Origin of the sequence: Modicisalibacter tunisiensis (assembly GCF_020148005.1) — a bacterium.
In the GTDB taxonomy this organism is placed as follows: domain Bacteria; phylum Pseudomonadota; class Gammaproteobacteria; order Pseudomonadales; family Halomonadaceae; genus Modicisalibacter; species Modicisalibacter tunisiensis.
Genome location: NZ_JAGXFD010000001.1, coordinates 2,472,321 through 2,490,872, shown reverse-complemented (window position 1 = coordinate 2,490,872; position 18,552 = coordinate 2,472,321). Strand labels below are relative to the sequence as shown.

The following is an 18,552-nucleotide window of genomic DNA, read 5'->3' as shown; positions in this document are numbered from 1 at the left end:
TTCAGCTCCTCGCCTGGGGGGCGATCTCGCGCCAGGCCGATGCGATGTCGTTGAGCAGGGTATACGCCTCATCGATACGCTGCTCGTCATTTCTCAGGTTGGCCTGCAACAGCAACCGCGAGATATAGTCATACAATGCGCCCAGGTTGGCAGCGATGTCGCCTCCTTTTTCATAGTCGAGCGCCGCAGCCAGACCGTTGTTGACGATATCGATCGCCTTGGACAGCGAGCGTCCCTTCTCGACCTTGTTGCCCTGCTGCAGGTGCAACTTAGCCGCCTTGAGCGAGGCCAGCGCACCATCGAACAGCATGACGATCAACTGATGGGGTGTCGCGGACATCACCGCACTTTCAACCCCTACCTGAGCGTAGGCACCCGCCCCTTGAAGCGTACTCATAGATCACTCCTGTACACGTCAGCAGCCTGCTTACTGCCCTCCCACGGAGGAAAGCTGCTGCGATAGATAATTCATTGTCGAGTTCATGCTGGACACCATCGAGTCCATACGGGAAAACTGTTCCCGATAGCGGTCGATCGTGGCGTTGATACGGTCTTCCGTCCGTGAGTATCGGTCGTCCAAGGAACTGATACGATTCTCGAGGCCCGAGGTCGCGGTTTCTATGGGTCCGTTACTGCCCAGAATGGAATCCAGTCTGGCGCCTAGCTTGTCAGCCAGACCATCGGTCGTGGCATCCCCGCCGAAGAACTGTGTCACGCCACTCATATCGTTGTTCAGCGCATCGGTCAGCTTGGTGTCATCCACCTCGAGCTTGCCGTCGACAGAAAGGTCAATGCCCATGTCAGCCAGCATGGAGATATTGCCGGAACCAACGATGCTGCTGGTCACCTGCCTCAAGCCGGAATCGATCCCCCTGACCGAGCTATTGCCGATCAGCTCACCGGCCGCCTTGCCCCCCCCGTTGAAGGCTGTCAGTGAGTTCATCGTGTCCTGGAGGCTGTTATAGGCATCCACGTACGACTGAATGTCCTCCTTGATGGTGCCGGTATCTCGGGAAACCGTGAGCGTCGATGCGGAGGTCGCATCAGCACTGGCCTGCGTCAGATCCAGCGTCACTCCCTGGATCGCGCCCTCCACATTGTTCGAGGCGCTGGTGATGGCGATGTTGTTGACGGTCAGCGAGGCATCCTGAGCGGCGACAGTCTGGGTCATTCCGTCCGGATCACTATCAGTGGCATTGAAGGACAATTTGCTGTCCAGCGTTGCATCGCCGTTTACCGTGACCGTCATGGCCGAACTCGCCCCGGTATCCTTGGACGTCAGCACCAGGCGATTGCCGCTCCCGTCATTGATCACGGAGGCCGCGATGCCACCATCGGCAGCATTGATGGCATCACGAATATCGCCCAGCGAGCTGCTGGCCGGGTCGATGGATACATCAAAGCTCGCCCCACTGATGCCGGGCTGATCGATGGTAATCGTCGTTGCAACAGAAGCCTGGTTGCTCGTCGTATCGGCGAATCGCTGGCTGGCTATGGAATGCGCCTGTGCCAGGTTGTTGACGTCGATCGTGTAGGTTCCGGGGACCGCACTGCTATCGGTGGTCACCTCGGGACCGGTGCCGCTGACGTTCGCGCTTACCGCCTGAAACGTCTTGGTATCGTTGAGCTTGTCCACGGCCCCCTGGAAAGATTCCAGCGCCGACTGAAGCTTGCCGAAAGCGGAAATTTCCGCCTTGTAACTGGACTTCTGCTGGGTGATCGGGGTGAGCTGCTGGCGCTCGGCACTTTCGAGCTGTTTCAACAACCCGTTCAGGTCCATGCCCGACCCGATCCCCAAAGACGCTATGCTCGCCATCTATGCCCCCTGATATCTGCGCCCTTTGTACCAGCCCCGTCGCCGCCACGAGCGCGGGAATAGGCCGGTTTTCGGCTGTCACTTCGTGCTATCGGCCCCGGGCGGCGGAACTTTAGCCCTGCCGGCACACGCGAGACTGGCCACGAGAGCGCGGCTGCGACATCATGAGTGGCCCGACGTCCGGCGACACCGGCACCCCGTCAACAAGGAAGGCTTACCATGGATGCGACCCCGCTCTTCGCCGACTATCAACGCTGGCAGCGCTTCAACCGCCAGGATCAGCTGGAGCGTGAGCATCGCGCGGCACTGCGCAAGCTGGCCAGCGCCGGCGCCATGGCCTCGCGTGTCACCCAGGGCTATCGCAGCATGGCGGAAAAGAGCGCCGCCGAGGGCGCCTGCTACCGCACCCTGTTTCGCCGCCGGCGCGACGACGGCCCGGCCCTGGGTTGCGAGGGCTGGCTGTTCGTGCGGCGCATCCTCACCGAGGGCGGCACCACCCGCGTGCGCGCCACCCTGCTCGAGTCCTTCACGCTGGAACAGGGCGCCGTCGAGCCGCAGGAGGCCACCGTCGCCAAGCTGACGTTGGAAATTTTCGATGAAATTCTGGTCCAACGTGACATGGCCTTGGGCTGCCGTATCGACCGCGTCGACGACGACCGCGACACGCATTTCGTGACCTTTCTGGACAGCGTGCGCGGCGACCTGAGACGTTACATGCAGTAACCACGGCGCCCCGGCCCTTCGCACCGACCCACCGAGCCGACACAGGAGGCTTCTGAATGACCACCATCGCGCCATCGGCCACTGGCACCGCGCTGCAGCTGGAAACGCTCGACGCCGACGTGACGATCCGTCGCCCGCAGGCCGTGGCCAGCCTGACCATGGACAGCCCCGCCCGGGCCCTGCTGACCGACTTCACCCAGACCGGCGCCTTCACCATCCCGACCTCCCACTCGATCGCCCAGGCGCTCGAGATCATGAAGCAGGGCGGCGTGCGCCTGCTGTTCGTGCTCGACGCCGCCGGCCACCTGACCGGCGTGGTCAACGCCCGGGAACTGATCGGCGGGCGCCGCATCACCCTGGCCATGCGCCAGCACCAGGTCGACCGCGACGAAGTCACCGTCGAGATGGTCCAGACCCCGCGCCGGGAACTCCACGCCCTGCCGCTCGCCCGCCTGGAGAAGATCACGGTCGGCGAGCTGGTCGAGGCGCTCCGTGCCTTCGGCGACCAGCACCTGCTGATCACCGAACCCGACGCCCAGGGCGGCACCGCCGTGCGCGGCCTCATCTCCGCCGCCGACGTCGGCCGGGCCCTGGGCATCGTCCTGGACCGCCCGCCCGAAGCGCGCAGCTTCTCGGCGATCTGCCAGGTGGTGCTCGGCCACAGCCTGTAAGCCGGAAAACGTGCCGGGCCGGCGACGGCCCGGCCGATATGATGCCCCGCCCGGGCGGCAATGCACCTCATTCGATTCATTACCCAGGGAGCTCTCGACGTTGGCATTCGGCAACTGGTTCAAGCGCAGGCACAAGTCCGAACAGACGGTCTGGGTCGTCAAGCAGGTCGACGATCACCTGCTGCACCTGTGCGGCCGGGGACGCATCGAGCCGGCCGGCGCCGACGACGCCACCCTCGAGTCCGGCCGTTTCCAGGGCGCCGTGACCCTGCCGGAGACCGGCCAGCCACTCAATGCCCGCCAGTTCGCCGCCCTGATCCCCGAGCCGCGCCTGATCCTGGTCGATGACCACACGGCCCGCTGGCGGGAGCGCCTGTGGCATGTCGCCTGGACGCCCCAGCGCTGCTGGCTCCACGACGGCGCCCTGACGGTGGAGCGCAACCCGCTCGCCGGCCAGGCGCCCTGGGTGAGCACCGAGGATGTCAGCGCCATTCGCGCCAAGGCCGGACGCCCCCGCCAGGCCACCGCCTTCTACGGGCTGGAAGCCCTGTCGTCGCCGCCCGACGCCGCCGACCCGGACCATCGGGGCACGCACGCGCCCCGGTCACCGACCGCCTCGTCCACCCCATCATCCCCGTCACGCCGGGACGATTGATCGACCAAGGATTCGTGATGTCCCGTTCACTGGCCTGGCGCCGCGTGCTGCCATTTCTGGCGCTGATGATTCTCGTCGCCCTCAACCTGCGCCCGGCGCTGTCGTCGCTGGCGCCCATGCTGATCCGCATCCAGCAGGCGCTGGGGCTGTCCGCCGACGCCATCGGCATCCTCACCACCCTGCCGGTGCTCTGCCTGGGGATCTTCGCGCCGCTCGCCCCCTGGCTGACCAGGCGCCTGGGCGCCGAGCGCACGCTGAGCCTCGCCCTGCTGCTGCTGGCCGCCTCGCTGCTGGTACGTGCCAACGCCAGCGTGACGCTGCTCTACCTGGGCACCATCGGCGCCGGTGCGGCCATCGGCATCGCCGGCACCCTGCTGCCGGCGCTGGTCAAGCGCGAGCTGCCCCGGGGCGCCGATCTGGTTACCGGCGTCTATACCATGGCGCTGTGCCTGGGCGGCGCCCTGGGGGCCGGTTTCAGCGTCCCGCTGGCCGACGCCTTCGGCGACTGGCGGCTGTCGCTGGGCAGCTGGGCCGGCCTGGCGCTGCTGGCGCTGATCGCCTGGCGCTGGCGCATGCCGCACCCCTGGCCGGCCACCGACGATGCGCCACGCCGGGGCCCCCGGGTCCGCGTGTTTCGTCAGGCGCTGGCCTGGCAGGTCACCGGCTACATGGGCAGCCAGTCGGCGCTGGCCTACATCGTCTTCGGCTGGCTCCCCGCCCTGCTGCAGAAGCGCGGGCTCGGCGAGGCCGAGGCTGGCTGGCTGCTGGCCGCCTCGGTCATGGGCCAGCTGATCACCGCCCTCGGCGCGCCCTGGCTGGGCCGCCTGGGGCGCGACCAGCGGCCGACGATCCTGATCCTGCTGACCTGCACCGCCGCCGGTATCGTCACCCTGCTGCAGGCCCCGCTGGAATGGCGCTGGGCCGGCGTCATGCTGCTCGGTCTCGGCCAGGGCGGCAGCTTCAGCATGGCGCTCACGCTGATCGTGCTGCGCAGCGCCACCGCGCAGCTGGCGGGCAAGCTGTCGAGCATGGTCCAGGGCATCGGCTACGCCATCGCCGCCCTGGGGCCGCTGCTGGTGGGCATCCTGATCGGGCGGACGGACAACCTGACCGTGATCACCCTGGCGCTGCTGGGCTTCGTGCTGGCCGCCGCGCTGTGCGCACTGCTTGCCGGGCGGCGCCGACAGCTCGATCTCGACGATCACGGCCGGCTGATCACCCGTCACCAGTAAGCGCCCCCCTTCATGCACTGAGCCAGCGAGGTCTCGATGAACGACGCCCCCCTGCTGATCCTCTACACCGGCGGCACCTTCGGCATGCGCGAGAGCGAGCGCGGGCTGGTCCCCGGCGGCGACATCGAGCGGCGCATCCATGCCGCCCTGGCCACCCTGGCGCCGGAACGCCGTGCCTCGCTGCCCGAGTTCGGGGTTCACGCCACGCCGCGCCCCATCGACTCCAGCGCCGCCACGCCGGCGGACTGGCAGACGCTGGCCGGCACGCTGGCCGCCGCCTATGACGGCTCGCTGGATGGCTGCCACTACGCCGGGTTCATCGTCATCCACGGCACCGACACCCTGGCCTGGAGCGCCGCGAGCCTGGCCTACCAGCTGCAGGGCATCGACCGCCCGGTGGTGGTCACCGGCTCACAGCGCCCGCTGGAGGCCGAGGGCAGCGACGCCCTGGACAACCTGGAAAGCGCCCTGCGCTTCGCCGCCCTGCCGCAACTGCAGGAGGTCGCCGTCGCCTTCGGCGGCGCCCTGCGACGCGGCGTGCGCACCCGCAAGTGGGACACCCGCGCCGCCGACGGCTTCGCCAGCCCCAACTACCCGCTGCTCGGCGAGGTGGTCGACGGCCACCCCGTGCTCTATCCCGGGCGCGGCCTGGACGCCCAGCAGCGCGGCCTGCCCCGCTTCGAACTGCCCGACTACGCCGCCCTGGGCGCCGCGCCCGTGGTCCGTCTGGTGCTGTGGCCGGGCATCAGCGCCGCACTGGTCGCGCGCTGGCTGGAGGACGACACGGTACAGGGCGCACTGCTGGAAGTGTGGGGCAGCGGCAACTGCCCGGAAGACCCGGCCCTGCTCGAGGCGCTGGCCGGTGCCAGCGGCGAGGGCAAGCTGCTCGCCGCCATCAGCCAGTGCCCCCAGGGACCGGTATCGATCGGCGCCTACGCCGCCGGCCAGGGGCTGCGCGACGCCGGCGTGCTCAGCGGTGCCGACATGACTCCCGAAGCGGCGCTGACCAAGCTGGTTCACCTCACCGCCCAGCCACTCGACGTGGCCGAGCGGCGGCGGCGCTTTGTAACCCCGCTGGTCGGCGAGCGTTGAGCCGCCCCAGCCATCACGCCGCGGTCGTCACGCCACGGGCAGGCACGCCGGCAGGGCGCGCAACTCTGCCAGCGGCATGGGCCGGGCGAACAGGAAGCCCTGCAGCAGGTCGCAACCCCGGCGCATCAGGTCGCGGCGCTGTGCGGGGGTTTCCACGCCTTCGGCCACGATGCTCAGCCCCAGGTGATGCGCCATGGTGATCACCCCCTGGACGATGGCGGCGTTGTCGCTCTTGGTGGTAATGTCCTGGATGAAGGCGCGATCGAGCTTGACCTTGGTGATCGGCAGGTCGCGCAGGTAGCTCAGGCTGGAGAAGCCGGTACCGAAGTCATCGATCGCCATCCGGATACCCCGCGCACGCAGCTCGCTCAACAGGGCGATGGCCGACTCGGCGCCGGACATCAGCACGCCCTCGGTCACCTCCAGCTCCAGCTGTGCGGCCGGCAGGCCGCTGTCCGCCAGCGCCTGCTCCACCTCCACCAGGAACCCCTGGCGGCGAAACTGCAGCGGCGAGATGTTCACTGCCACCGGCAGTGCGCTCGCCCGTTCGGCATTCAGCGCGGCCATGTCCCGGCAGGCCCGGCGCAGCACCCAGCGGCCCAGCGCGATGATCTGCCCGGTCTGCTCGGCCAGGGGAATGAACACCCCCGGCGAGATCATGCCCCGCTCGGGATGGCGCCAGCGCACCAGCGCCTCGACGCTGCGCAGCCGCCCGCTCGCCGCCTCGACGATCGGCTGATAGTGCAGCTCGAACTGGTCGCGCTCGATCGCCTCCTGAATGTCGCGCCGCAGCCGCACCCGCTCGCTGACCGCCTCGTCCGCGCCGCCGGCATACCACTGCCAGGTATTGCGCCCCTGCCCCTTGGCCTGCTGCGTGGCCAGGTTGGCATGCAGCAGCAGGTCACGCGGGTGCTCCAGCGGCTGCTGGTTGCCGGCGAGGCCGATGCTGGCGCTGACGTGCAGGCGCTGCCCGGCCACCGTGAAGGCCGGCGTCAGCGCCTCCAGCATCCGCTCGGCCAGGGCGATCGCCGCGGCCTCGTTGGCCAAGCCCGGCATCAGCAAGGCGAACTCGTCGGCGGCCAGGCGCGCCAGGGTATCGCCCGCCCCCGGGAACGCCCGCAGGCGGTGCGCCACCGCCACCAGCAGCTGATTGCCCGCCTCGTAGCCCAGCCCGTCGTTGACCGACTTGAAGTCGTCGAGGTCGATGATCATCAGCACCAGCAGCGCGCCGCGCCGCCGGCTCTGGCGATGGTCGTGATCCAGCCGCGCCTCGAGGGAGGCCCGGTTGGGCAGTTCGGTCAGGGTGTCGTGTCGGGCCTGGAACGTCAGGCGTGCCTCCTGCTCACGCTGGCGGGTGACATCCTGCTGCATGCCGATGAAGTGCGTGCACTCCCCCTGTTCATCCAGCACCGGGGCGAGAGAGAGCTGATTCCAGAACGGCGTGCCGTCGCGCCGGTAGTTGCGCAGCACCACCTGGATGTCACGATTCGCCTCGAGAGCCTGGCGGACCCGGGCCACCGCCGCCGGATCGGTGCCGCTGCCCTGCAGCAGGCGGCAGTTCCGGCCCAGCAGCTCTTCGGGAGGGTAACCGGTCATCGCCGTGAAGGCCTTGTTCACATAGATCAGCGGCAGGTCCGGCCGGGCGGCATCGGCCATCACCACGCCGTTGGGCGAGTCCTCGATGCCCCGCTGCAGCAGGCGCAGGCGCTCGTCGCGCGCCTTGCGTGCCGAAATGTCGCGGCAGATGCCGAAGACACCGACCGTCTCGCCGTCCACCATGATCGGGAAGTTGGTGACCTCCACATCGCAGGTCGTGCCGTCCGCCCGCCTCGCGACCAGCTCGTAGTGCTGCACCTCGCCGGCCAGCGCCCGGCCGAAGCGCTCCCGGGTCAGCTCCCGGGACGCCTCGAGCACGAACTCCCGAAAGTGCCGGCCCAGCAATGCCGCCTCGGGGTAGCCGAGGATCCGTTCCAGCGCGGGGTTGCAGCGCTGGAAGTAGCCCCGGGTGTCGAACTCGTAGACGCCGTCCGGATGCTGGTCATAGAGCGCCCGATAGCGCGCCTCCAGCGAACGGCGCGAGCGCGCGTCACGGTCGCGGATCACGGCCAATGCAACCAGCGACGCCGCCTGCTGCATGCGCTGGCAGTCCCGCTCGGAGGGCGCGGCCGGCCGGCGATGGTAGACGCCGAAGGTGCCCAGCAGCTCGTCCTCGCCGGACAGCACGGGCATCGACCAGCAGGCCCGCAGCCCTTCCCGCTCGGCCAGCGCCCGATACGCCGTCCACTTGGCATCCTGGTGGATGTCCTCGGTGACCGTGAGCCGGCGGTGAAACGCCGCACTGCCGCAACTGCCTGCCTCGGGGCCGATCTCGGCATCCTGCAGCGCGGCGACGTACTCGGCCGAGAACGCGCTCCCGGGTACCAGGCTCAGGGTGCGCGACGTGGCGTCGTAGCGCATGATCGACACCAGCGCCTCGGGCAGCATCCGCCCCGCCCAGTCCGCCACGGCGGCCAGGGTCTCCGTCAGCGGCGCCTGGCGGGCGATCATCTCGTGAATGTTCTGCTGAGCTTCCAGCCACTGGAGCGCTGTGGTCATCGTCCTGCCTCGCTGCCGTGGTTTCCTGCCGGGAGCCCCATGGGCCAGTCAAGGGTATCAGCCCGGCAAGGCCACCAACGACTGGAATCGACCTTCCGGCGTGTAGAACAGCCGATATCGGCCGTGCACGCCATCCGGCGTGACAATGTGGCGCAACGCCCGCGCGGGGAACGCCACGCGCCGCCCGTCCACGCTGCGGGCATGCACCACCTGCACCGCGCCCCGGTAGTGGGCCAGGCACGCCTGCGCGCTGAGCTCGAGAACAATATCGACACTGGGCAAATCGGCTTCCCGCCTCTGCACGATCTTGATTGAATTCAGGATTGACAGTTTCAAGAGGTCGACTTGCGAAAATACTGTCGAACTCCCCGATGACCATGGATAATACCCGAAAAAGAGCCGTTTTCATTCAACGGCCAGCCCGAGCAGCGCAACAAGTCGGCCCATACGCACGGCATTCGTTGAATTTCTCCAGAACCGGCCCGCATTCGCCAGACTTTCTTGCGAATTCGCGTCGAACACGAACGCCGCATTGACTCATCCAGTCGGCCGGATATTACTTGTTATATAAGGACATGAACGTGGGGGAGCGGGAACATGTCATCACTGTCGGAACATAACAGCCTGGCCTATGCCATAGAATCGATCCTCGGCAAGGAGCATGGCACCTATCTTGTCTCCAAGTACGAGCCACAGTCCGTTACCGCCGAGATACAGAACATTGACCCCGCCTCATTCACGAGGGCTCTGATCGGGCGGTCTGAAGCTGCTGGCCAGAGGCAGCTCTCATCATGATCGGTATCTCCGGCGTCAGAGCCCACTGATTTATGCCTGAAGGCTGTTTCTCTTCCCGCTTTATATAACAGCATAGAATCAATCGCCGCCGTCAAAGCAGCCGTGACCGCCGGCCGCTGCTGCGGTCGCTCGATTCCAGGTGCTGAAGTGGTCTCGCTGGGGCGTCAGCTCAGCACGGTCAGTCTCGGCAGCCCCTTCAGCAAGGTAGGCCACCATTTGTCGGCAGCGTCACCAAGGTGAACGGTGATGCGCCTGGCGTGCAGCGATAGTGTGGCGGCGACCTTGAGCACCTGCTCGCGCATCCGGCTCAGGCTCCACCCTTGGTGTGTCCGACTCTCCAGTAAGCGCCGCAGCCCATGCAGGACCTGGTAGGCGTAGAGATTCAGCAGCAGGCTCACCTCGTTGCGGGCCATCACGTCCTGGACGGTGGAAGCGCCCCGATCCGTCGATGAGAGGTGTACGTCGAGCGCGGACTTCACCTCGCCCATGTGGGCCTCGGCACTGCCGCGCTTGCGGTAGAGCGCCAGGACCTTCTCAGGCGGCCAGGCGAACTTGCCGAGGTTGGTGACCAGGAAGAAAGCATGCAGCAGCAGATCATCGGGGCGTTCCTGCACCACCAGCACCACGCGCCGTGGCGCCGGCCAGGAACCGGCTTGGTACTCCAGGTCGTGGCACCACTCCCGAGGCTGTTCGGGTGGCCGGCCTCGCGGCCGCTTCAGGTACGGCGCCGCCAGCTTCTGAAGCCCCGAGTGACTGCGCAGTCGGCCCAGATACTCGATGCCGCGATCTTCCAGGGCTTCCAGCGTGTCGTTGTCGGTGAAGCCCGCATCGATGCGCACCCGAACTCTGGCCCCGAGGCTCTCGTTGAGCCGGCGTACCAGGTGTGGAATCCAGGTATCGGCATTCTCGGCCGGGCCGGCGTTGCCCTCGCGCAACAGGCCGCCCACCATGTCGCCGGTCTCGGCCAACGAGGCGACCAGCGGCGAGTAGATCCGTGCACCGTAAAGACCATGAAACGCCGAGCCACCCTGATAGCCATGAACCTCGATCGGCAGGCCATCGATATCCAGGGTCAACTGTTCGGGCCGTTCACCATTCTTCAGTGAGGTCAGACGCCAGACCACCAGTCGCAGCAGGCCTTCGTGCACGGCATCAATGTTGTCGTTACGCCCGAGGCAGGTCAGCAGCCGTGACAATGTGGCTTGAGACGGCCGCTCCTGCGCCAAAGGCGTCATGCCGCGAGCATCGCTGCAGGCCAACTGCCAGAGCGGGTCACGGCGCAGTGTGTCGGTATCGCTGAGGTCGATCCATCCCATCGCGCGCTGCAGCACCAAGGTGCGCAGCTGGCTGGCCAGCGAATGGCGGATACGCAGCGGGTGGCGCCGATCGACCAGATTGTCTTCCAGCGCCTCGATCACGCCGCTGTTGTCGAGGGCTTCACGCAGCAACAGAGCGCCGCTGTCGCTGGTGGTGCGCTGGCCATCGAGCTCGACACGGACAGAGCCGTTGCACGAGGGCGACCAGGTCGTTAGGGTTTCACCCATGGCGAGTGGTCCTCTTGAATCGTGTTCTGCCAGGAACATCCTGATTCTACAAGAGAAAACCACTCGCCATCTTCGTTTTCAGGTCGGTCTCATGAATGAGCCGGGTTGACGTCTCGAACGGCCAGCTGTTGCTGCGCGCCACCATCGACTCGGACCGGCTCGACAAGTATATCTGGAACAGCAAGGTCAGCTTCGACATCGAGATCCACGAGGACGACAAGGACGCCGAGATCCTCAGCCTGGAAAAGGTCCAGGCAGCCGTGCTCAAGAAAACCGGCGACAGCTACCTGATTCGCTGCCAGCTGCCGGAGTCGGTCTTCGTCAAGGAAGAGCGCGGCAGCATCCGCATCCCCTTCGTGCTCGGCATGCGCGCCCACGCCACCGTAGTGGTCTACGAGGAGGAGCTTTCCCTTTCCGGCCTGCTGAAGAACCTCTCCATCGGCGGCTGCCTGCTGGAGATCCCCATCGAGGACTGCACCACCCTGGCCGTCGGTCAGGAACTGCCCGAGCTCCACGTCGAATTCCCCAACGGCCAGGGCTTCGCCACCCGCGCCCGCATCCGGCATATCCGCCCGCTCGGCGGCTCCCTGCAGGCCGCGGTGGGCGTGCAGTTCATCGACGTCGCCCCGGAGGTCCAGAAGGATCTGACCCACGTCGTCAACGAATGCGAGCGCGAAGCCGCCCGCCGCACCGGCCTGAGACCCATGGAGTTCGCCACCTCGCCGCTGTTCATCGCCGGCGAGAAGGCACGCCAGGCCATCCACAAGGCCCGGCGCGAGCGCATCAAGGCGGAACGCCTGCCGCCCATGGTGCAGGGCGTGCGCGAGGTCTCGAAGCGCCTGCAGCTGTCGTTGATGTTCCTGAAGAACCGCAACCGCTTCCCCCAGGACATGGTCTATGACTGCGCCGACACCCTGATCTACCTGCTGACCAAGGACCGCAGGCAGCTGCTCTATGCGCTCTCGTACCTGAACAGCGCCCCGGACTGGGTACGCCATTCCATCGAGACCGCCGTCCACCTGGCCGACTACATGCTCACCACCCCGCCGCTGGTCGGCAAGGCCCGCGAGGGCATGGTCGGCGCCCTGCTGCATGTGATGGGCAAGTCGCTGCTGCTGTGCCGCGAACTGCCCTCGCTGAAGATCTACATGACGCCCGCCCAGAAGACCCTGCTGCAGGGCCACGTCACGGCGCTGCTGGACAAGCTCGAGGCCGTGGGCTGGCAGCCCGGCAGTACCTGTCGCGACGTCATCGAGAACAGCAACGAGCGCCTCGACGGCAGCGGCTACCCGGCCGGCAAGACCGCCGAGCAGCTCTCGGACATCGCCCGCTACATGGCCGTCGCCAAGGCCATCGACAAGCTCACCCACGCGCGCAACGAGATGCCGCCCAAGCCGCCCATCGACGCCTACCGCTGGGTCAACGAACGCGCCCACGGCTTCGAGCGCACCATGCTGGTGGAATACATCCAGACCTACGGGCTCTACCCCATCGGCAAGCTGGCCAGGTACTCCAACGGCTTTCTGGCCTGGATCGTCGACGTGGACCTCAAGGGCATGCCCAGCCAGGTGCACATCGTCAAGAACCTGCGCTTCCCCGATACCTCGATGGACGTGATCATCTCCAGCGCCGACTTCGACCAGATCGGCAAGCTCGAAGGCATCGTCAACCCCGCGGAGCACGCCATCGCCCGCTGAGGGGCAAAAAATTCTTCCACCGCCCTAAAGCTTCCCGGCAAGCGGTCGATAACTGGGGTAACGGCCAACGGCGCCGTTGCGGTGACCAGGCCGGATTCCCGGCGCGCCGCTGGAGCCTCAAGACCTTGTCGAAGGTAGAAAAGGAAGGAACACCAAAATGGCAGTCATTAATACCAACATCACCGCCCTCATCGGCCAGCAGAACCTGAACCGCTCCCAGAATCAGCTGCAGACCGCCATGGAGCGTCTCTCCTCCGGCCTGCGCATCAACAGCGCCAAGGACGACGCCGCCGGCCAGGCCATCGCCAACCGCATGTCCAGCCAGATCACCGGCCTCAACCAGTCCAGCCGCAACGCCAACGACGGCATTTCGCTATCCCAGACCGCCGAAGGCTCACTGGACCAGATCAACGACAACCTGCAGCGCATTCGCGAACTGACCGTTCAGGCGCAAAACGGCACCAACTCCGCAGCGGACGTCGACTCCATCCAGAAGGAAGTCAACCAGCGTCTGGAGGAGATCAACCGCGTCACCGATCAGACTTCCTTCAACGGTACCGCGCTGTTCTCGCAAAGTGCTGCCGGCACCTTCTCCATCCAGGTCGGCGCCAACGATGGCGAGCAGATCGATATCAATATCGACAAAGCCAGTGGCTGGAATGCCTACTCAACCTCAGGCGGTAACTTTGTCGCAGCTGGAAGCGCCGCTAAATTGGGCAGCTGGTCTAGCGGTGCGTCCCGCTCTGTAGACGCTAAAGGCTTTGACGTGCTTTCCAGCACAGCACTGGCTGATCTGGATAAGAAGATCAGCGCCGTGGATAATCAGCGCAGCGGCTTGGGTGCCGTACAGAACCGTTTCGAATCGGCAATCCAGAACATCGAAACCACGTCTGTCAACCTGTCAGCCGCTCGCTCGCGTATCGAGGACGCCGACTACGCCAAGGAGGCTTCCAACATGACGCGGGCGAACATCCTGCAGCAGGCGGGTACTTCCGTGCTGACCCAGGCCAACCAGACGCCCCAGAACGTGCTGTCTCTCCTGCGTTAAGCTTTACCCCGCTAGTTTTTCCTGCCAAGGCCGACGACATCGTCGGCCTTTTTCGTTCGAAAAAGGGGCGACTTTCCCTCTTTTCGCTGCCTTTGCAATGAGCATAGCAATGCTACCCTTGCGCATCATTATCGCCATTTTCAGGGCCCGCATTCATGAAACACATTACGCAAGTTCCCGATCAGGCACAAAAGTCTTTTTTAACACTGTACGCCAACTCCCGAATTACCGAGGCGCTACAGCAGGCCTGGACTCTCACAATGCAGTATCCTAATGATGCTTTCTCGTGGAAGAGCCTGGGTAACTGCCTGCTGCTGATTGGAGAGTTTGACCAAGCCAAGGCGGCCCTTGAAACCGCGTGCGACCTGGATGAACAGGACAGCCTGGCCTTGACACCGCTTTCCTATTGCAACTTCATGCTGGGAAACATCGACCTGGCCATCCAACAACAAAACAAAAGTCTTGAGATTGATCCTGAAAACGCTCAATCTAATTACAATATGGCTAAAATTTATTATACTAAAAATGATGCAAAAAAAGCACTCAACCACCTAGAAAAAGCGGAAAAAAACAATCACGATATCTCGGAAGTTCTTTCCCTCAGATCCAACATCAATTATTTATCCATGAACTTCAAGGAAAGCGAAAAAGATCTCCTTGAGCTTTATACAAAAAATCCAGAAAACCCAGCAACAAACAACAATCTGGGAAACTACTACAAAGACTTGACCGATTTCGATCAATCTATAACCCATTACAAAAAAGCACAGGAAATATCTCCGAAGTTCAAGACCGCTTTTTCCAATGAGCTTCTGACGATGCACTATTCACCAGCATTTTCTGCCGAAGACATACTCCATAAAGCGGAGGAATGGTCGAAGAGATTCGATGCCGAAAAAAAACCGGAAACAATCAGAGCTAGCCAGGAATTCGACAAGAAACTAAAAATTGGCATCATGTCTTCAGGCTTCAAAATCCATCCCGTCGGCTGGATGATATGCGATGTCCTCGAAAACTTGCCACCGGATGTAGATGTCTATGCTTACAGCAACGGTGAGGATAACGACTTTATCGCCGAAAAAATAAGAAACGGGGTCAGAAAGTGGACTCCTGTCTATCACTTGAATGATGATGAGCTGGCATCGTTGATCAACGACGATGAAATCGACATCCTTCTGGATCTTGCCGGTCATGGTAGTGGCAGCCGGCTTGGCACCATCAAGAAAAAACCGGCACCGCTCATTGCCAAATGGGTAGGCGCACAGATCAGCAGTATGGCAATGCCGGAGTTTGACTACTTCATCAGCGACAATATTGAAACGCCGGAGGGATCAGAACACCTTTACTCCGAAAAAATCATCCGGCTCCCTGATGACTATATCTGCTACCATCCTCCCCATTATGCGCCAGCAATCACCGCGCTACCGGCGATTAACAACGACTACATAACGCTAGGCTGCTTCAACAACGCGGCAAAAATCAACGACACTGTGCTTGTTGAGTGGGCGCAGTTGCTAAATGAACTGCCTGAAAGCCGCTTGCTGTTGAAAAGTGCCGCTTACGAAAGTGACGCGGTTCAGGAGCGAGTCTTCAAGACACTGGAAGACCAGGGAATCGATCGTAATCGTATCCTCCTGGAAGGCCCGTCACGCCACCAGGCACTTCTCGAGAGCTATCAACGTGTCGATATCGCTCTGGACCCTTGGCCCTACTCCGGCGGCCTGACCACCTGTGAAGCCTTACTGATGGGCGTACCAGTTGTGACGTTACCCGGCCCGACATTTGCCGGACGGCATTCTGCGACACATCTGACCAATGCCGGCATGCCCGAACTGGTCGTCAACAACTGGGAGGAATATCGGCAGCGTGTTATTGAGCTCGCTTCCGACCTGCCCAGCCTGGCGGTTATTCGCGCTTCACTTCGGCAGGTGCTCATCAACTCGCCTGTCTGTGATGCGCCCCGCTTTGCACGCCATTTTCATAAAGCTTTAAGAGCCATCTGGCAACGTCATTGCGAAGGCAAGTCCCCCGCTGCTCTTACCTTCAACAAACGTGGTCAGGCCTGGTTTGATGGCGAAAGCACGCCGGTAAAAATTCAGTTATCTTCAAATACCAGCGATGAGTTCGAGTGGGATTTTGAAGGTAAAATCATTGCAATCGACAACGGCGGACAACTGCTGGGAAACAGCGCCGTTCGTGAGATGCTGGATGATGACTACCTGGAGCTCATCTGCTTTGACCCAACATCTACGGCTGCCGACAATTCTCTCAAGAGTCACACCAATGTCCATTATTACCCCGGCGTAACCCTTGGAAACGGCCAGCCTTCTTCACTTTATCGTTGCAATGACTCAAGCCTTGACGGTTCATTGAAGCCCTTGATCGAGAGTCAGGAAGCAGAAATCGGAGGTGCTCAACATCCGCAGCAGCTTGAAGAGCACGCTATCGAGACAATCTCCTTGGATCAGATCGAAGGGCTGCCCTCAATTGACTGGCTCATACTCGATGCTGTCAATGATGGTGCGACGATTCTGGAGCATGGCAGCAAAGCCTTACAGGATGCACTTCTAGTACAGGCTAAAGTCGCTTTCCAGGCAACGCACGAAAACCAGCTCAGCTTCGGCAGCTTACAGCACTGGATGGCCCGTCACGGCTTCCGCTTCTACCGCTTCAACGATGAGCATTATCGCAGCTGTTTTCCGGAAAGCATTCCGGAGGAAAAGCGCCAGGCGACTGAACTGCAAAGTGCAGATGCGATTCTTATACCTAACTATACGCGACTGAAAAAGACAAGCGATGACCAAAAGGAAAAACTATCCTTTCTTCTGGACACCATTTACAACATTCAGGATATCTCACACTCGCTCCTCCAAGAAATAGACCCAGAAAAAGCAAATAAATACCTGAAGACAAAAGGGCTAACGCCGCATAAAAAAGCAATTTCGAAACAACTGACTGACATCAGGTCTTTAAAAAATATTCACGAAATTATAAGTTACATTGAAAACTCTTCACTAAACAACAGCCCTGAAGCTCACAACTTGCCTGGTAGGCTGGTTGTCTCACTCACTTCTTACAAGAAGCGATTCAGCAACCTTCACCTCACTTTGCGCAGCCTTCTACTTCAGAGTGTCGCACCTGACGTTCTGGTATTGTGGATTGCTCATGAAGAGGAGAAAGATATCCCTGAAAAAGTGTGGGAGCTTGAAAAGCATGGACTGAGCATCCAATTCTGCGAGGACATTCGCTCTTACAAGAAGATTATCCCCACGCTACGAGAGTATCCCGATAGCTTCATTGTCACTGCAGACGACGATATTTATTACGACCCTGATTGGCTTAAGGGATTGATTGATAGTTGGGGCGGTGATTACAAAGCCGTCATCGCACACAGGGCACATAAGATTCGTCTCGACAATAAAGGTAACCCTATTCCCTATCGGGACTGGAAGTGGCAAGTCGGACCTGAAGAGCCTGCTGATGGTTTAATCGTTCCTACAGGTTGTGGAGGCGTCCTATACCCTCCACAAGTTTTCCATGAAGACGTTACCGACTCAAATATTTTCATGGAACTTTGCAACGACGCAGATGATATTTGGCTATACTGGATGGCATCAATTAATGGGGCTAAAGCAAAACGCTCGCAACACAACTTTCAACTTATTGAATGGCCAGAAAATGACACATCTGCGTTATGGAAGAAAAATATTCTACATGGCCATAATGACGAAAAAATTAAAAACACCATAGACTATTACGGCGCTCCTTGGGGAAAAACCTGTTCCCAACATGCAACGCCTCCTGTAGTCACCGAAAAGGGGGGTGGCAATTTTTTATTTATTGTAGGGTGCGGCCGGTCTGGAAACACGCTTATGCGTCGCCTACTAATAGAAAATTATGATATCTACATCCCACCTGAAACATATGTTTTACCGTCACAAATAAAGTGGCTTGATGCCCACAAAAGCTCACCTTGGCCTGAAAAAACACGCCACCTTCTAAACTTTCTCAAAAAAAGCGAAGACTTTGAAAGCTTTGGAGTAAAAAACCTTTTTGAGTTTTCAAGCGAAGCCGAAAAATGGCCTCCGCCTTTACAAAACATAAGCTATTTTACAGCTTCTCTCTACAGATGGTTAGGGAAAAAGAATGGAATAACATCCAAATGGTCCGGCGACAAAACCCCACTAAACACTTTGTACTTAAAAACAATTCAAGACGTCTTCCCAAATGCAAAATTTATTTTCATGGAAAGAGACCCATTTGACGTAACCAGCTCTTATTTGAAATCAGGAATTTATGGAAGTGCCGAGCAAGCAATCCAAAGATGGATCGCGTCTTATAATGCATGGCATGAACTTTGCGTTAAAACCGGGAGGCACAATAAAATCACCATTTCCTATGAAAATTTAGTCAGTCGTCCTGAGGAACTTATAGATTTTATTGGAAAAGTATTCGGCATCCCTAAGAGGCCACAAAAAGAGATAATAAAGCCTGACATGCTGGGGGATGTCTCTATGAGAGAGCATCATGCAAATGTCACAAGGCCAGTTTTTAGTACATCAATAGGGAATGGGAAAGAGAAACTAACACAAGAAGAAATTGAAATTGTAGATAAAAATCTTACAGACTTTTTCAAGAAAATCAAAAACATCTCGCAATAATCTATCATCCGTATTGGCTAGAG

The 18,552-nt window shown here is 61.2% G+C and carries 13 protein-coding genes; 8 read left to right on the top strand and 5 right to left on the bottom strand.

What is annotated here, in order from left to right:
* Window position 1: 1 nt before the first annotated feature.
* Both fliS and fliD read right to left on the bottom strand, forming a co-directional pair.
* Entirely contained in the window at window positions 2-397 is a 396-nt protein-coding gene (gene fliS, locus KGQ91_RS11630) for a flagellar export chaperone FliS (protein ID WP_163649453.1), read from the bottom strand.
* Between the two features lie 30 nt (window positions 398-427).
* A complete protein-coding gene (fliD, locus tag KGQ91_RS11625) occupies window positions 428-1,816 on the bottom strand; it encodes a flagellar filament capping protein FliD (protein WP_163649452.1) in 1,389 nt (462 codons plus the stop codon).
* 219 nt (window positions 1,817-2,035) lie between these two features.
* On the opposite strand from fliD, the gene KGQ91_RS11620 reads away from it, so the two are divergent.
* From KGQ91_RS11620 to KGQ91_RS11600, 5 genes are all read left to right on the top strand, one after another.
* Window positions 2,036-2,539 carry a hypothetical protein gene (locus tag KGQ91_RS11620; protein ID WP_163649451.1) on the top strand — a complete coding sequence of 168 codons (504 nt, stop codon included), beginning with the start codon at window positions 2,036-2,038 and terminating at the stop codon, window positions 2,537-2,539.
* Window positions 2,540-2,595: 56 nt separating this feature from the next.
* Window positions 2,596-3,210: a CBS domain-containing protein gene (locus KGQ91_RS11615; protein WP_224415031.1), complete on the top strand. Its 615-nt coding sequence runs from the start codon at window positions 2,596-2,598 to the stop codon at window positions 3,208-3,210.
* Window positions 3,211-3,310: 100 nt separating this feature from the next.
* Complete coding sequence (locus KGQ91_RS11610; RefSeq protein ID WP_224421045.1) at window positions 3,311-3,865, top strand: hypothetical protein; 555 nt, start codon at window positions 3,311-3,313, stop codon at window positions 3,863-3,865.
* A 17-nt stretch (window positions 3,866-3,882) separates the two neighbouring features.
* Window positions 3,883-5,097: an MFS transporter gene (locus KGQ91_RS11605; protein WP_224421044.1), complete on the top strand. Its 1,215-nt coding sequence runs from the start codon at window positions 3,883-3,885 to the stop codon at window positions 5,095-5,097.
* A 36-nt stretch (window positions 5,098-5,133) separates the two neighbouring features.
* On the top strand, window positions 5,134-6,189 hold the full coding sequence (locus KGQ91_RS11600; protein WP_224421043.1) for an asparaginase: 1,056 nt from the start codon (window positions 5,134-5,136) through the stop codon (window positions 6,187-6,189).
* 27 nt (window positions 6,190-6,216) lie between these two features.
* Here KGQ91_RS11600 and KGQ91_RS11595 read toward each other — a convergent pair whose 3' ends face one another.
* From KGQ91_RS11595 to KGQ91_RS11585, 3 genes are all read right to left on the bottom strand, one after another.
* Entirely contained in the window at window positions 6,217-8,784 is a 2,568-nt protein-coding gene (locus tag KGQ91_RS11595) for a bifunctional diguanylate cyclase/phosphodiesterase (RefSeq protein WP_224421042.1), read from the bottom strand.
* Window positions 8,785-8,841: 57 nt separating this feature from the next.
* On the bottom strand, window positions 8,842-9,120 hold the full coding sequence (locus KGQ91_RS11590; RefSeq protein WP_224415035.1) for a DUF2835 domain-containing protein: 279 nt from the start codon (window positions 9,118-9,120) through the stop codon (window positions 8,842-8,844).
* A 623-nt stretch (window positions 9,121-9,743) separates the two neighbouring features.
* Complete coding sequence (locus KGQ91_RS11585) at window positions 9,744-11,162, bottom strand: IS1380 family transposase (protein ID WP_224414883.1); 1,419 nt, start codon at window positions 11,160-11,162, stop codon at window positions 9,744-9,746.
* Between the two features lie 56 nt (window positions 11,163-11,218).
* Between KGQ91_RS11585 and KGQ91_RS11580 the strand changes: the two genes are divergently transcribed.
* The 3 genes from KGQ91_RS11580 to KGQ91_RS11570 all read left to right on the top strand — a co-directional run bounded on the left by KGQ91_RS11580 (window position 11,219) and on the right by KGQ91_RS11570 (window position 18,529).
* A complete protein-coding gene (locus tag KGQ91_RS11580) occupies window positions 11,219-12,820 on the top strand; it encodes a PilZ domain-containing protein (protein ID WP_224421041.1) in 1,602 nt (533 codons plus the stop codon).
* A 157-nt stretch (window positions 12,821-12,977) separates the two neighbouring features.
* Window positions 12,978-13,868, top strand: coding sequence for a flagellin N-terminal helical domain-containing protein (locus KGQ91_RS11575; RefSeq protein WP_224421040.1), 891 nt, complete (start codon window positions 12,978-12,980; stop codon window positions 13,866-13,868).
* A 155-nt stretch (window positions 13,869-14,023) separates the two neighbouring features.
* A complete protein-coding gene (locus tag KGQ91_RS11570; RefSeq protein WP_224421039.1) occupies window positions 14,024-18,529 on the top strand; it encodes an O-linked N-acetylglucosamine transferase family protein in 4,506 nt (1,501 codons plus the stop codon).
* The last annotated feature ends 23 nt before the right edge of the window (window positions 18,530-18,552 follow it).

Excerpts from the sequence above, each read along its gene's own strand:
- KGQ91_RS11615 (WP_224415031.1), top strand. The coding sequence starts at position 2,596 with ATGACCACCATCGCGCCATCGGCCACTGGCACCGCGCTGCAGCTGGAA.
- KGQ91_RS11570 (WP_224421039.1), top strand. The coding sequence starts at position 14,024 with ATGAAACACATTACGCAAGTTCCCGATCAGGCACAAAAGTCTTTTTTA.
- fliS (WP_163649453.1), bottom strand. The coding sequence starts at position 397 with ATGAGTACGCTTCAAGGGGCGGGTGCCTACGCTCAGGTAGGGGTTGAA.
- KGQ91_RS11605 (WP_224421044.1), top strand. The coding sequence starts at position 3,883 with ATGTCCCGTTCACTGGCCTGGCGCCGCGTGCTGCCATTTCTGGCGCTG.
- KGQ91_RS11620 (WP_163649451.1), top strand. The coding sequence starts at position 2,036 with ATGGATGCGACCCCGCTCTTCGCCGACTATCAACGCTGGCAGCGCTTC.
- fliD (WP_163649452.1), bottom strand. The coding sequence starts at position 1,816 with ATGGCGAGCATAGCGTCTTTGGGGATCGGGTCGGGCATGGACCTGAAC.
- KGQ91_RS11585 (WP_224414883.1), bottom strand. The coding sequence starts at position 11,162 with ATGTTCCTGGCAGAACACGATTCAAGAGGACCACTCGCCATGGGTGAA.
- KGQ91_RS11580 (WP_224421041.1), top strand. The coding sequence starts at position 11,219 with ATGAGCCGGGTTGACGTCTCGAACGGCCAGCTGTTGCTGCGCGCCACC.
- KGQ91_RS11595 (WP_224421042.1), bottom strand. The coding sequence starts at position 8,784 with ATGACCACAGCGCTCCAGTGGCTGGAAGCTCAGCAGAACATTCACGAG.
- KGQ91_RS11600 (WP_224421043.1), top strand. The coding sequence starts at position 5,134 with ATGAACGACGCCCCCCTGCTGATCCTCTACACCGGCGGCACCTTCGGC.
- KGQ91_RS11575 (WP_224421040.1), top strand. The coding sequence starts at position 12,978 with ATGGCAGTCATTAATACCAACATCACCGCCCTCATCGGCCAGCAGAAC.